The sequence below is a fragment of the Candidatus Symbiopectobacterium sp. NZEC151 genome, from assembly GCF_025962655.1.
In the GTDB taxonomy this organism is placed as follows: domain Bacteria; phylum Pseudomonadota; class Gammaproteobacteria; order Enterobacterales; family Enterobacteriaceae; genus Symbiopectobacterium.
Genome location: NZ_JAGFPE010000001.1, coordinates 94,971 through 109,320, shown reverse-complemented (window position 1 = coordinate 109,320; position 14,350 = coordinate 94,971). Strand labels below are relative to the sequence as shown.

11 protein-coding genes are annotated in these 14,350 nt (G+C 50.5%); 5 read left to right on the top strand and 6 right to left on the bottom strand.

Annotated elements, in window-relative coordinates; translation table 11 throughout:
- Nucleotides 1–29: 29 nt before the first annotated feature.
- Nucleotides 30–1,442, bottom strand: a complete 1,413-nt coding sequence (locus J5067_RS00470; RefSeq protein ID WP_264650175.1) for a hypothetical protein — start codon at nucleotides 1,440–1,442, stop codon at nucleotides 30–32.
- Between the two features lie 267 nt (nucleotides 1,443–1,709).
- Between J5067_RS00470 and J5067_RS00465 the strand changes: the two genes are divergently transcribed.
- The gene (locus tag J5067_RS00465; RefSeq protein WP_264628115.1) at nucleotides 1,710–2,603 is read left to right on the top strand and encodes a DMT family transporter; all 894 of its coding nucleotides are present in this window, start codon (nucleotides 1,710–1,712) and stop codon (nucleotides 2,601–2,603) included.
- A gap of 65 nt (nucleotides 2,604–2,668) precedes the next feature.
- On the opposite strand, the gene J5067_RS00460 is transcribed toward J5067_RS00465, so the two are convergent.
- Nucleotides 2,669–3,622, bottom strand: coding sequence for a chemotaxis protein (locus J5067_RS00460; RefSeq protein ID WP_222160116.1), 954 nt, complete (start codon nucleotides 3,620–3,622; stop codon nucleotides 2,669–2,671).
- Nucleotides 3,623–4,138: 516 nt separating this feature from the next.
- Here J5067_RS00460 and katG point away from each other — a divergent pair.
- On the top strand, nucleotides 4,139–6,337 hold the full coding sequence (katG, locus tag J5067_RS00455) for a catalase/peroxidase HPI (protein ID WP_264650174.1): 2,199 nt from the start codon (nucleotides 4,139–4,141) through the stop codon (nucleotides 6,335–6,337).
- Nucleotides 6,338–6,350: 13 nt separating this feature from the next.
- On the opposite strand, the gene J5067_RS00450 is transcribed toward katG, so the two are convergent.
- Nucleotides 6,351–6,584 (bottom strand): hypothetical protein, encoded by a 234-nt coding sequence (locus J5067_RS00450; protein ID WP_264645952.1) that lies wholly within the window; start codon nucleotides 6,582–6,584, stop codon nucleotides 6,351–6,353.
- 254 nt (nucleotides 6,585–6,838) lie between these two features.
- On the opposite strand from J5067_RS00450, the gene J5067_RS00445 reads away from it, so the two are divergent.
- On the top strand, nucleotides 6,839–7,435 hold the full coding sequence (locus tag J5067_RS00445) for a DJ-1/PfpI family protein (protein WP_264628602.1): 597 nt from the start codon (nucleotides 6,839–6,841) through the stop codon (nucleotides 7,433–7,435).
- A 37-nt stretch (nucleotides 7,436–7,472) separates the two neighbouring features.
- Here J5067_RS00445 and J5067_RS00440 read toward each other — a convergent pair whose 3' ends face one another.
- A complete protein-coding gene (locus tag J5067_RS00440) occupies nucleotides 7,473–8,045 on the bottom strand; it encodes a hypothetical protein (RefSeq protein WP_264650173.1) in 573 nt (190 codons plus the stop codon).
- Nucleotides 8,046–8,393: 348 nt separating this feature from the next.
- Between J5067_RS00440 and J5067_RS00435 the strand changes: the two genes are divergently transcribed.
- Nucleotides 8,394–9,719 (top strand): GGDEF domain-containing protein, encoded by a 1,326-nt coding sequence (locus J5067_RS00435; protein ID WP_264650172.1) that lies wholly within the window; start codon nucleotides 8,394–8,396, stop codon nucleotides 9,717–9,719.
- 84 nt (nucleotides 9,720–9,803) lie between these two features.
- On the opposite strand, the gene J5067_RS00430 is transcribed toward J5067_RS00435, so the two are convergent.
- Nucleotides 9,804–11,225 carry an anion permease gene (locus J5067_RS00430; RefSeq protein ID WP_264650171.1) on the bottom strand — a complete coding sequence of 474 codons (1,422 nt, stop codon included), beginning with the start codon at nucleotides 11,223–11,225 and terminating at the stop codon, nucleotides 9,804–9,806.
- 39 nt (nucleotides 11,226–11,264) lie between these two features.
- A complete protein-coding gene (locus J5067_RS00425) occupies nucleotides 11,265–12,617 on the bottom strand; it encodes an adenylosuccinate lyase family protein (protein WP_264645948.1) in 1,353 nt (450 codons plus the stop codon).
- Between the two features lie 280 nt (nucleotides 12,618–12,897).
- Between J5067_RS00425 and J5067_RS00420 the strand changes: the two genes are divergently transcribed.
- Complete coding sequence (locus J5067_RS00420) at nucleotides 12,898–13,629, top strand: GntR family transcriptional regulator (RefSeq protein ID WP_319801697.1); 732 nt, start codon at nucleotides 12,898–12,900, stop codon at nucleotides 13,627–13,629.
- Nucleotides 13,630–14,350 lie beyond the last annotated feature (721 nt).

The window sequence follows — 14,350 nt, the reverse complement described above, 5'->3', positions numbered from 1 at the left end:
GAAAGTGTGAAATCAAAATACACTACTGCTTATAATAGCTTCGCAGTTTCACTGCCGGTTAAATAGACGTCATTATCGCTATTGGATTCGTCTGATGCTGAACCATAAAGACTATCTACTTCATCGGACCGTGATGACCCATCTTGATATAAACGAAGTTCTTCTGCTGTTGGCGGTGGAGGAAAATCATCAATATCTGACAAATCACCCTGTAAAAACTTAAGTTCTTCTAGCGTTGGCGGTGGAGGAAAATCATCGATATCTGACAAGTCCCCCTGAAAAAGCTTAAGTTCTTCTGGCGTCGGCGGTAGAGGAAAATAATCACTATCCGCCCAAGATATCACTTCAGTGTTGTAGTCTTCACTGCATACCGAACTAAAAAAACTGTCAATACTTGACGTATCCGATAACGATTCTTGCAAACCATAAGGTGTTACCGGAACTGATAATGGGACCAGATGTTCAGCGCCTCCCCGTTCGACCTTCACTTTATCAATAGAGTTTCTTATAAGACCCTCATAGAACTGTTTCGCTAAATACGCATATATACCGCTACATAATAGATTTTTATCTTCACTACTTTTTAACTTTAGTTCATCATTGAGTAAAAAAACATCGCGGAGCAAGTTATCTAATACCCCCGAATCATTATTCATCGATATATTGAGTAGAGCTAACCTTTCATTCATTTTCAACGCAAACGGTTCACCAGGAACTTGGTTAAGGCTCTCTTTCTCCTTATCCGAACCAGACAAGGTATACAAATAGCATTTCAAAGCGTCCAACGGATAACTATTCCCCAATGCATTTATATTTACAAATTCCAATATGCGGGCCTTAATGACATCATAACTACTTTCAGGGACGCTAGCAGTTTGTAAAATTTTATCCACCTGAACATTTATTTCATCATGAAATTTTTTTAATACGCTATCATTTTTTTCCATGAGACAATCATAAAACTCCCTTTTAATTTCCGGGAATTTATTAACCAGCCCTTCTTTCATAACGATAAGGTTTTTTTGATTACAATATTTGGCGGTAAATGATGAAGGATTCACTGTAGATGCTAATGTTAAGTACGTAGTAACATTCCTACATTTCAGATAATCCGCTCCAGATTTAATCTTTGGCAAACGGTCAAGTGAAAACGTATTGCCAAACCCTTTATTTAAAGTTTCTAAAAAAACCATAACTGCATCGTTTTGCTGGGATTCAATTTTTTGTTTATAGCTAGATATGCATTCAAAATCAGAGAGCCATGGGATATTAGAAACAAACAATATAACACGATCAGCTATGGAGTAATTCGATGATAAACATATACCCCCATTATTATTTCTTATTAACCGGATAATATCATCAGACTCTAATTTATCACAAACACTCACAAAGTGAGAATAACCAAGATCGGTTTCTTTAAGAGTTATACAATGAGACATTTCCCCTCCAACACCGTTTAAATAATCAATGATATATTATTAATATCTAAACGAATAATAATCATCACTCACTATTTTATAATCAGGCATTAACACTATAAAATCATAAAAATAACCAAAACCATGACATGGATTGTTTTCAAATAAATGGAAACGGCGCCTCCACAAATAAACAATTATTTAAATTAATCGTTATTGATTTGTATCATTGCCAATCTTTTACCAATGATAAATCATCGCCAATACGCTAATTAAGAGAATGGAATCATGCCTTATCTTTTACTCACCTTGGCAGCCCTGTTCTGGGGGGGAAATTACGTTGTTGGTCATGTTCTGGTAGTACGCGCTGATCCTATCATCATGACACAAGCGCGCTGGGCCATCACAGCGATACTGTTGATGGCCCTTTATTTCAGGCAGGTACGGCAGCATTGGTCAACGATGCGAACGTCTCTGGGGATCCTGTTTTTCCTCTCCGTGTGTGGGCAAGTCCTGTTTCCCTTGACGCTCTATATCGGCTTGCAATATACCACATCGTTGAATGCCGCAATTTACATGTCAGCCACGCCAGCGGTAGTGTTATTGCTCAACCGCCTGGTGTTCAACGATCCTATCTCGCGTAACAATATGCTCGGAGTCATCCTCAGTACCGGTGGCGTGTTGTATCTGGTGGTAAAGGGGCAAATCCCCACCTCAGAGACCTTTAACGCGCTCAATCAGGGGGATTTATGGACCATGGGATCGGCGCTCAGTTGGGCATTCTATTGCACCTTTTTACGGAAAAAAGACAAAAGCATACCGGGCAATGCCTTCGTGGCCGTTAGCGCACTGCTCGGCGCGATACTGCTTATCCCCCTGGTGTTTGTTTATGTCGTCGATCTTCCTTCTCTCGACGTAGCACCTTACTTTCAATGGGACTTTTTAACCGGATTGGCCTATCTGGTGATATTTCCGTCCTGGCTCTCCTATGTATTTTGGAACAGAGGCATCAGTGACATTGGTGCAACGCGGGGAGAAATCTACACGCACTTGATTCCGTTATCGGGCGGGGTGTTTAGTCTGGTGTTCCTCAATACCACGCTGGAACCCTTTCATCTGGTCAGCGCACTACTGATTGTCTTTGGCATCTGGCTGTGTTCCAAAACGCCGCAACAGGCATAAAGTAAAATGCCGCTGATGCACCTGCAAAGCACCCGCGGCATGAATCTTCTACATTGGCAACAATATCAATCTAAAACAGAGTGAATCGCCTCTGCCAATTCATTAATTTCAAACTTCGCCACATAAGCATCCGCGCCCACCTTGCGCACGTGATCTTCGTTAGCGCTGCCAGACAGTGAAGAGTGAATAATCACAGGCAGTTTTTTAAGGAACTCATCACGCTTGATATTACGGGTAAGCGTGAAACCGTCCATTTCTGGCATTTCCAGGTCGGTCAGCACAAAGGAGATCTTATCCGTAATCGGGCGCCCTTCCTGCTGAGCTTCCTTTGCCATCGCTTGAATCTTGTTCCAGGCTTCCTGACCGGTAACATGCATCAACGTGGGGATCTGCATCACGCTCAAGCCTTGTTCGAGCATGGAACGTGCCACCTTGGAGTCATCTGCCACAATCGCTACCGTGCCAGGTTTCAGGCGGAACCCTTTGGTTTTCAGTTTATCTTCTTTGATGTCGCGATCGACCGGATTCATGTCGTGCAGAATCTGTTCTACATCGAGAACCAAGGCCAGGCGGTTACTGGATTTATCCGCATCCAACCGTGCGATGCTGGTAATATAGGTCGAATTAACCCCATTCTCGGCGGCAAGCACCTGGCTCCAGTCCAGACGCACAATATCATCCACCGATTCCACGGCAAAAGCCTGTGTGCTGCGCGCGTATTCGGTAATCAGAAGAATGTTCAACCCCGTGCTTGGCTCGCAGCCCAGCAATGCTGGCAGATCGATAACCGGAATGACCTGCCCGCGAATGTTAACCATACCCATCATCGGCGGTTTCATGCCCGCCGCTTTGGTCAGCGACGGCATCGGTACGATTTCGCGCAGTTTGAACACATTGATACCGTACAACTCAGACTCGGCACCCTGCGTTGCGGGGCCCAAACGGAACAACAGCAGTTCAAATTTATTGGAGGAAGTGAGATTTGTTCTCTCATCTATCTCTTTTTGAAAATTATCCATTATACCCTCAATAAGAATGCGTATTTATGTGCAGTAGCGAGGTGTCGCGCGTCGTCCGAGTTCAGATGACAAGATACAGCCCTTTCACTGTAAGCTATCCGTGGCATTCTTCAACTCCCTGTTATCCGTTATCGACCGCTATCGACAAAAACATGAGCGTTTCAGTAACAACCTCATGCTATTAAAATCAGCAAGATATAATAACACTATAATATTTATGAATTTATTTCAGTGGTTTTTGTTTTTTACTGTTCACATAGTGTTCACTCTTCAGACATAAACATCTGCCGACGTGCTGGTGTGCCAGCTATCCACCGTGTTTTGTCATCACCTACCTTGCCATAAACCACTCGACCTATCGATTTATAAATAAACATAGATCATAACTATCGTAATAGTTGCCTTTTTCGATTTTAACAATGCCCACAAGATGACTACGCTTAATGTGTCCACAGCACTGTACCGGGCGACCTTGCGCCAGGACCCATGGAACTCATCAGCAAAGGTAGATATCGCATGACAACTGAAAGCAAATGCCCATTCTCTGGTGGCGGCAGTAAGCCCACCGCCAGCAGCGGCACCACGAATCAGGATTGGTGGCCAAATCAGCTCAGTCTGAAAGTACTCCATCAACACAGCTCGCTCTCCGACCCTCTCAGTAAAAATTTCGATTACGCCGCCGCCTTTAACCGTCTCGATCTGGCGGCAGTTAAAAAAGATCTCCACGCCTTGATGACCGATTCCCAGCCCTGGTGGCCTGCGGACTTCGGCCACTATGGCCCGCTGTTTATTCGTATGGCCTGGCACAGCGCCGGGACCTACCGTACTGGCGATGGCCGCGGTGGCGCAGGTGCCGGACAGCAGCGCTTTGCGCCGCTGAACAGTTGGCCGGATAACGTAAACCTCGATAAGGCGCGGCGTTTACTGTGGCCGATCAAGCAAAAGTATGGTCAAAACATCTCCTGGGCCGATTTGATGATTCTGACCGGCAACGTGGCATTAGAATCCATGGGCTTTAAAACCTTTGGGTTTGCTGGCGGTCGCCCTGACGTGTGGGAACCTGAAGAAGACGTTTACTGGGGCGCAGAAACGACCTGGCTTGGGGATAATAAACGCTATTCTGGTGAACGGGATCTGGAAAACCCGCTGGCTGCGGTGCAAATGGGCCTGATCTACGTCAACCCGGAAGGTCCCGGTGGCAACCCCGATCCTCTCGCTGCCGCCAAAGACATTCGCGACACCTTCAGCCGCATGGCAATGGATGACGAAGAGACCGTAGCGTTGATTGCTGGCGGCCATACCTTCGGTAAAACCCACGGCGCAGGCGATGCTGCATTGGTCGGGCCCGAACCGGAAGCCGCTGGCATCGAAGAACAGGGGTTAGGATGGAACAGCCGCTTCGGCAGCGGAAAAGGTGGCGATACTATCGGCAGTGGACTGGAAGTCACCTGGACACAAACCCCGACCCAGTGGAGCAACTATTTCTTTCAAAACCTGTTTGGCTACGAGTGGGAACTGACCAAAAGCCCGGCGGGTGCACACCAGTGGCAACCCAAAAACGGCGCGGGCGCAGGAGAAATTCCCGATGCTCACGATGCGGCCAAGCGCCACGTTCCCACCATGCTGACCACCGACCTCTCCCTGCGCGTTGACCCTGTCTATGAGAAAATCTCACGCCGCTTCTATGAACATCCCGAAGCATTTGCCGACGCGTTTGCACGCGCCTGGTTCAAACTGACTCACCGCGATATGGGACCGCGTGCCCGCTACCTTGGGCCGGAAGTGCCGAGCGAGGAGCTGATTTGGCAAGACCCTATCCCCGCAGTCGATCACGAACTGATCGCGGCGCAGGATATCGCCGCGCTGAAACAGCAAATTGCGGCAACGGGGCTTAGCGTTTCGCAGTTGGTCGCCACGGCCTGGGCATCCGCATCGACGTTTCGTGGTTCAGACAAACGCGGTGGCGCTAACGGCGCACGTCTGCGTCTTGCACCACAGAATAATTGGGAAGCGAACCAGCCCGCACAGTTGGCGCAGGTGTTGAGCGTTCTGGAACGCGTGCAACACGCGTTTAATGTTGCACAATCAGGCAACAAACGCGTGTCACTGGCCGATATCATCGTGCTGGGTGGCGTCGTGGGTGTTGAACACGCTGCGCAACAAGCAGGCCATTCGATTACCGTTCCTTTTACACCGGGACGGATGGATGCCTCTCAGGCACAAACCGATGTCGCCTCGTTCGACGTACTTGAACCGATTGCCGATGGTTTCCGCAACTATCAGAAAGGGCACTACAGCACCAGCCCGGAAGCATTGTTAGTGGACAAAGCGCAACTGCTTAACTTAACCGCGCCGGAAATGACCGTACTGCTCGGCGGGTTACGCGTACTGAACATCAATACCGGGCAAACCGCGCACGGCGTCTTTACCCAACGCCCTGGTGTCTTGACCACTGATTTCTTCGTTAATCTGCTGGATATGGGTACCACCTGGCACCCGATTGATGCATCGCACACACTGTTCGAAGGGCGCGATCGCACCACGGGTCAGCCGAAATGGACGGGAACACGCGTAGATCTGATTTTTGGTTCACACTCACAGCTACGGGCGTTGGCGGAAGTTTACGCCAGTGCTGATGCGCAGGCATCGTTCGTGCACGATTTCGTGGCTGTCTGGAATAAAGTGATGAATCTGGATCGTTTCGATCTGGTATAGCGGTTATTCGGAGCTAGGGTCGTGCCATAAGACGCTTCTGGCTCCCCAATGTGGCCTTCGGGCCATGTTGGGGCATCACCACAGAGCGGATCGCCGCCAGTGGCGTAATTCCACTCATCAGTTTCACAAAGTAACAGGCAATGCCTTTTACAACCCCGCCATCCAGGAAAAAGTGCAAAGTCCAGGTTCCTGTCGTCATTAGCAGAATAGTCAGGACAAACACGCTAAACCACTTCTGTCGTTGCATAAATACCTCACGCTAAATTGGCACGCAATAAAGCGTGCCGAAATTTGATACCAAGTAAACAAGAAATACATACCAGCACATACTACAACAGAGTGATAATGGCAGAGCGAAAATATGTAGGATTTCTTATTTTTCGGAATAAGCAACTACCATACCCCGGTTGATAAGCACTATGTTCTCGCTGGACTGACGTTTCTTTTTTATGCGCAAGGTTATACCATCGACAGGATAAGCCTTCCCGTGGAGACCCGGCAATGACACTGCAAATTGGTATTTATGTTTTTGATAACGTTGAGGTATTGGATTTTGCTGGGCCTTATGAAGTCTTTACCTGCGCAACGCGTGTCGCAGGCGGACCCGAACCGCGTTTTAACGTGTTCACACTCGGTGAGAAGCGTGCGTCCGTGCGGGCTCGTGCAGGATTAAAGATCGATCCAGATTATGCTCTCGACGATCACCCGGCGCTGGATTGTCTGATCGTGCCTGGCGGGGTGGTTACCGCCGAAATGGAAAAATCATCGGTTATCGACTGGCTTGCTCGCCAAATCCCGCAAACAACCATTACTGCATCTGTTTGCACTGGCGTTTTTTTGCTCGCTAAAACCGGAAAATTCGACAGCAGTTCGGTCACCACCCATTGGGAAGACATTGCCGACTTGAAAGCACTGTTCCCGACGCTAGACGTGAAAAGCGATGTGCGCTGGGTTGATCAAGGGGCGTTGGTCTCATCGGCGGGGATTTCCGCTGGTATTGATATGAGCCTGCATCTGGTCGAGCGTTTTGCCGGGCGCGCGCTGGCAGAAAGCACCGCCAGACAGCTGGAGTTTGATTGGACAGAAAACCCTGAATGATGCGAAACAGGCTGGCTCGCCAGCCTGTTCCTGGGCTTTACTTCACTGCATCGCTCATGATTTTACCGAGAGTAACCACCAACTCCTCACCGCGTTGCATCGCTGGCGCGTAAGCTTTGTCGTTTACCATGGTGACCGGTTGGATCTCCAGCACGCGGCCCTTAAACAAGGTTGAACACACCTGGTGAACCACTTTTTCATTCATTACCGTTTGCAGGCAGCGAAATCTGGGCGCACCGGGCACCGTCAGATCTTTCATTTCCGGTTTGATACGCTGACGCAACATTTCCTTTTCAGCACTGGCGACCACTGCATCCAGATCTCGATCGCTGGAGGCCACGGGTATATTGCCCTTTGCATCTGCCGGTAACGTATAAAGCGTGACCAGCACTTTACGCATGGTGGCAGGGTCTACGTACTCCACCTGAAAAGTATGGTAATCCGAGACCACCTCAACCGAGCGCCGCTGCAAGCCATCGACCGATTTCGGCAACGCATCGGCAATCTGCTGCGTGGTGAAACCCTCGATAACGTCGGAATTAGCCGTCTGTGCAAAGCCACACAGCGGCAGCATCAGCAACAACCCACACATACCCTGTTTTATTTTCATGATGAACTCCTGACAGTGAAAAAGTATGCGCATGCCATCACGCAGTATTCAGGTTATAACACTAGCGCCTAAAAGGATTCTCCATCCTGCTATTAAGGGCTTTTTTTGCCGAAACGCCGACAATTTGCATCTACTGTGATCAAAAACAATACGTTAAAAACCAGCAGGTTTCATGCAGAGTACTGTTTGCTCTTAGGCTTACGTGTATGATTGCACGCTATTTGAGAGGCCGAGCACTATCCCGTGGAGAAATGGGCAGAGATTATGCGTGTAAACCTGACACTGTTTAAAAGTGACAATGTGCTTTTAAACAGCTTTAACGTTTTTATATTGACACTACTGGGCTGCATGTTGGGTTCTCATGCGCGGATGTCAGGCATCGATCTCTCTGTTCTCTGGCCCGTCAACATTCTGGTTGCCGCTCTGTTTTATCGTTGTCGCTATCTGAATACCCCGTGGTATTACGGCGTTGCCTATAGCGCCATGATCGCGCAAGACGGCCTGCTTTATGGTTGGGGCATCAGCGCCTTCACCATTAATAGTGCCAACCTGGTGTTTATCTTTGTGCTGGTCAAATTATTGTGTTGGCCGGGGCGATATCGTCAGCAGGAAGCTGATATTTCCACGTCATTACACCTGTTTTCCTCCTGCATGATCGCCGCCCTTAGCTGTGCACTGGTCGGTGCGTTCACGCAACACCTGGCCGAGCAAACACGACAGTCTTTTCAACAGGATGTGCTTAACTGGTTCAGCGATCAGTTTTATACCGCTGTGCTGTTTTTGCCGTTACTGCTGACACTGCGTAGCGATTTCACGTTGCGCATGCCCACAGCGGACTGGCGCAGCAGCATCCCCTTGGTGTTTCTTGTGCTGTCACTGGGATTGGGCACGCTGATTGGTCCGATTGCTATTCTGGCGTTTCCCCTGCCCGCACTCACCTGGTGCGCCATCGTGTACCCGCTGTGGGCGATACGTCTGATCACCTTGTGCACGGGCATTGTTGAGCTGATCGCCACAGCGCTTCATGTTCAGGGGATTTATGACCATCAGGACGCCCTGTTTATGCAGGAGATCACCATCGCCCGCATCAGTATCGCCGCGATCATCTTCAGCCCATTGCTGATGGCCATGAATGCCAAGACCATTCGCCAGCTTAACCAGCGCTTGTTGATGCAGGCCAGCCACGATTTCCTCACTCACCTGCTTTCGCGCTATGGCTTCAACGATGCGCTGAACCGTTACGCGAAAATTCCCCGTTATCGGCAAGCGGCCATCAACATGATGCTGGTTGATATCGATCACTTCAAAACCATCAACGACAGTTACGGGCACGATAACGGCGACATTGTCTTGAAACACGTTGCGAACCTGATTCAACAATCGATCCCGGAACCGGGTTTGGTGAGCCGTATCGGTGGAGAGGAGTTTGCGGTAGTGTGTTTTGATTTCTCAGAGCGAGACTTTTTTGCGTTAGCAGAGCAGTTGCGCACTCAAATTCACGACACGCCCTGCTTCATTAACGGCTCGCCGATATCCGTTGCGGTGAGTATCGGCATTGCCCATGCGCCCTCTTCAGCGATGGACCTGACGCAGCATGTGCACCAGCTCTTTGCTGCCGCCGATAAAAACCTGTATATCGCCAAACGGGAAGGCCGCAACCGGACGGTACAGTAAGCGCAAAGCAGGTTGCCTGATACCGCCCAAGGCAACCTGTCTTATCATACTGCCACCGTCATCAGGAGCGGGAGAAGCACTACCTTAATAGAAGCCAAGCAGCTTCCACCACAGCAGGCCCACGCTGAAGGTCAGCACCACGTTACAGGTGACCACCGCCGCGTTAATTTTATAAAAGCGCGGTCGCGTGAAATAGCCCTGAGCGAAATAAATAGGCCCCGGCCCGCCGCCATATTCAGTATTGCCCCACATCAGGTTACTGAAAATCCCGAAGCAGATAGCGACCATCATCGGTGGTGCCCCCGCCGCGATGGCCGTGGCAGCAAAAGGCACATACAGGGCAGCGACATGCCCGGAAGCCGTGGCAAACAGGTAGTGCACATAGATATAGAGCACGCCCAGCAGCACAAAGGTCTGCATGGCACCAAACCCGTGGATCAGGTTGCCCAGCAAGCCCGCCAGCCATTTGATGAACCCCAGATCGGAAAGTCCGGTAGCCAGACTGATGATCACGCTAAACCAGATAACCGTGTCCCAGGCCGCATGATCTTTCAGCAAGGCTTTCCAATCCACAGCGCCGACGGCAAACAGGTACGCCGCCAACCCTAACCCTACGGATGTCGCCGACAAACCGGTAATCAGGCTGGTTCCCCACCCAACCAATGCCAACAGAAAACCAAACGCCACTTTCTTTTCCGTTGTGGTCATCGGACCTAACTGAGACAGCGCCTCACGTCCCATCACTTTGGCTTCAGGCGTGCGCTTCAGTTCAGGATTCACCAGCTTGTACACCAATAACGGCATCAAACAAAAGCAGACCAGGGCAGGAACCACAGCGGCAATAAACCAACCGCTCCAGGTGATTTCAACGCCCAGCGAGCTTTTTGCCAGACTGCTCACTAAGGGATTCGCGGCCATACCGGTCAGGAAAATGGCACCGGTAATCGGGGTAAACTGAAAGCAGACCATGGTCAGGAAATCCCCGATCTTTTTGCCGCTTTCACCCGGAGCCGATCCCAATACGGTATTGATAGAGCGCGCGATGGGGAAGATGATTCCCCCTGAACGGGCGGTTACCGAGGGCATTGCGGGTGCCATAATCAAATCGGAAATACCCAGTGAATAGGCAATACCCAGACTGCTTCCGCCAAACAAAGAAAGCATCTTATAAGCAATACGCTTACCCAGCCCTGAAGTGACAAAGCCCAAAGACAGGATATAAGCGCAGAAAATCAACCACACGGTGCCGCTGGCAAAACCAGACAGCGCTTTTGCTTCGGTAAGCGTTTGGGTGAAGATAGCCACGCAAAGCGCGATTAGCATCACCGCCCCCGAGGGCAATGGCTGCGTCAAGATGGCTGCGATGGTAGCAGCAAAAATGGCGAACATATGCCATGCCTGGGGCGAAAGGTTGGCAGGTACGGGAGCAAGCCAGATAGCGATGCCCAACACAATGGGCACCGCTACGGCGAACACCTTTTTCCCTGTGGATGAATCCGATGACATAATCATCTCCTCATTCGTAGAGCGGGTGAACGCCGGACATTACGACCGGCTGGCAGAGCTTTTCAGCACTTGATCGACCATTTCTGGCGCCATACCCAGATAGTTGGTCGGATCGGTCAAACGCTCAATCAGTTCCGGAGCCAGACGGTCCGCCACGTTCGGCATCGCATTGAGCACATCCGCCAGTCTGCCGCCCTTCTCATTCACGATACGACAGGCGTCGTAGACAATATCGTGCGCATCCTGCCGACCAATATAAGGCGCCAGCCCCATCATGACGGCTTCTGCTACGATAAGTCCTTTGGTCATATCGAGATTACGCGCCATCGCCTGCTCGTCCACGATCAGACCGCTGAGCATAAAGTTGGCCTGATGCAGAGCACCGGCGGAGAGAATGAAGCTTTCAGGAATGGCGATCCATTCTGCATGCCACGGCCCGGTGGCGCGTTCGAGATCCTGCACCATGGCATCTAGCATCAAACCGGCTTGCTGCCGCACGCCTTTGGCACATGCCAGCATCAATTCGCTCGAAATAGGATTACGTTTTTGCGGCATGGTGCTGCTGGCACCGCGGCCTTTCACAAAGGGTTCATACAGTTCGCCAAACTCATTGGATGCCATCAACATCACGTCATAGGCAATCTTGCCCAGCGAACCGGTCATCAGCGCCAGCAGGTTAACCGCTTCGGCAAAACCATCGCGCGCCACATGCCAGGTAGAGACAGGCACACCCAATCCCAGCTCTTCCATCAGCGCTTTCTGAACCTCCAGGCCTTTATCACCCAGAGAGGCCAGCGTTCCGGCGGCACCGGCAAATTCCCCAACCAGAATGCGAGGACGCGCCTGATCCAGACGCTCCTGATGGCGATCGAACATATCCAGCCAGATAGCCGCTTTATAGCCGAAGGTTACCGGCAACGCCTGCTGCAAATGGGTGCGCCCCGCCATCGGCGTAGTACGGTAACGCTTAGCCAGACCGGCAAGCGTCCCACGCAATGTCTTGATTTCCTGCTCAATCAGCTCGAAAGCATCACGGATTTGCAACACTACAGCGGTGTCCATGATGTCCTGAGTGGTTGCCCCCCAGTGAACAAAGCCACCGGACTCACCCGCCTGTTTGGAGATTTGATGCACCAGCGGCAGAATCGGGTAACCGACAATTTCGGTCTCATGGCGCAGCAGATCGAAATCCAGCGTATCGGCATTGCAGCGCTGGGCAATTTCTTGCGCCGCTGCCTCAGGGATCACGCCACAGCGTGCCTGCGCTTTGGCAAGCGCTACCTCAACGATGACATATTTTCTAATCAGTTCGTGGTCGTCAAAAACGGCGCGCATTGCTGGCGTGCCAAAGGCATCACGAAACAGTACGGAATCAAGCACATTCGAAGCCATAAAAGCATCCTGAAATGAGAGTAAGAGTGATAAACTGCGCCTGTCATGCCGCAATGGGGTTGCCAGTAAGCCAATACTGTTAACAGGCATGACAGGCGCATCGGGTACTCACCTATCTGTACTATTGTTTATGTACAAGCACGTTTAAATGTACGAACAATTACAAATGTACGGACATTGTGAATGTACGAACAAGATAGAATGTACGGACATAAAAGCGAAAGCGCTTTAGCGCAGCTTTGTGATATTGATCAGTTATGCGGGAAAAAAACCGTTGCCTATAAAAGAATCGTTGTATCGACGCATTGCGCGTGAACTTGCACAGCAAATCCTCTCCGGACAATACCCGGTGGGTTCCCTGTTACCGACGGAAATGGCGCTGTGCGAACACTATCAGGTCAGCCGACACACCATGCGGGAGGCGCTGCGCGATTTGACCGAGCAGGGATTGATCACGCGGCGCAAGGGGTTGGGCACACAAGTGGCAGACAAAGCGCAGCATAAAGGGTTGAATCACCCGCTGGCCTGTCTGGAAGATCTGTTTTTTCTGGCGAAAAATAATCCGCGTGTCGTGAAAAGGATTGATGAAGTCGTTGCTGACTACGATCTGGCACAGACCATCGGCTGTGAGCCGGGATCTCGCTGGCTACACGTTGCCAGCATTCGGGAAGACAGTGAAAACAAAGATGCGCCCATATGTTGGACGGACAGCTACGCCAGTGCCACCTTCACCAAAGTGCGCCAATTGGTACGCAGCGATCCCTTCGCGCTGATCAGCGATCTGATCGAAACCCACTACGGCATTCAAAGCGAAGAGGTACGGCAGACCATCTCTGCGGTCACCGTGTCGGCGAAAATTGCCAAGGTGCTGGGCGTTGAGCCCGGATCGCCAGCGCTGAAGATTGTTCGCCGCTATCTGGATCGAGACGGCAATACGTTTGAAACCACCATCTCGGTGCACCCCGCCGATCGCTATGCGTGTTCTATCGTACTGACGCGGGCAAAAGGCTGAAGGCTTCACATTTCTCGTGAAACGGATATGAATCACTCACGCGTTGCAGATACGTTTATAATTCAACCGTTATAGTACGCGCAGTATAACTACGGAGAGCGTTTTTTTGGACAGTCAAAGCGATACACGTTGTGAAAACATCGTTCGTGAAAACATCGATGGTAAAAACAGAAGCAACAACAGCATTACCTCTCCGGCAAACTGACACACCCTAATGTGCGTTGCTTGCCGGTAACGGCGGGCGACGCAATCAGCATTACGATCACAATTGCATCCCTGTTAAACGTTCATCCAAGACGGCGGATATGAAAAGCCGTACACACAGGAAGCATCAGGATGCATCTCTACACTTACGCACTCTTTCCTCCCGGCCAACAGCGCCTTTATATCCAGTAATCCCTCGCTTTCAGGCAGCGGCGGAGCCGTTATGACAACGCTCACCCGTCTTACCTTCAAGCGATGATACTGAATACACGTCTGGTTTCTTCGGAGATTCCTGCGATCCCGGCGTTCCGGCATCATTACGTTCAATCTATCGCTTCTCAGCGGTTAAGGAGCCGAAATGGACGATCACCCCAGTCAGCAATCTACAACGCGTAGCAAGGGATGACACGCTAGCACGTTTGCTTCTCCGTCCTCTCTGTCACGCATAACAATTAGTCCGTTTGCACATCATGCCTTTGAAGGACGGCTTCTTTACGCCCTTAAAAAACACGGCCCT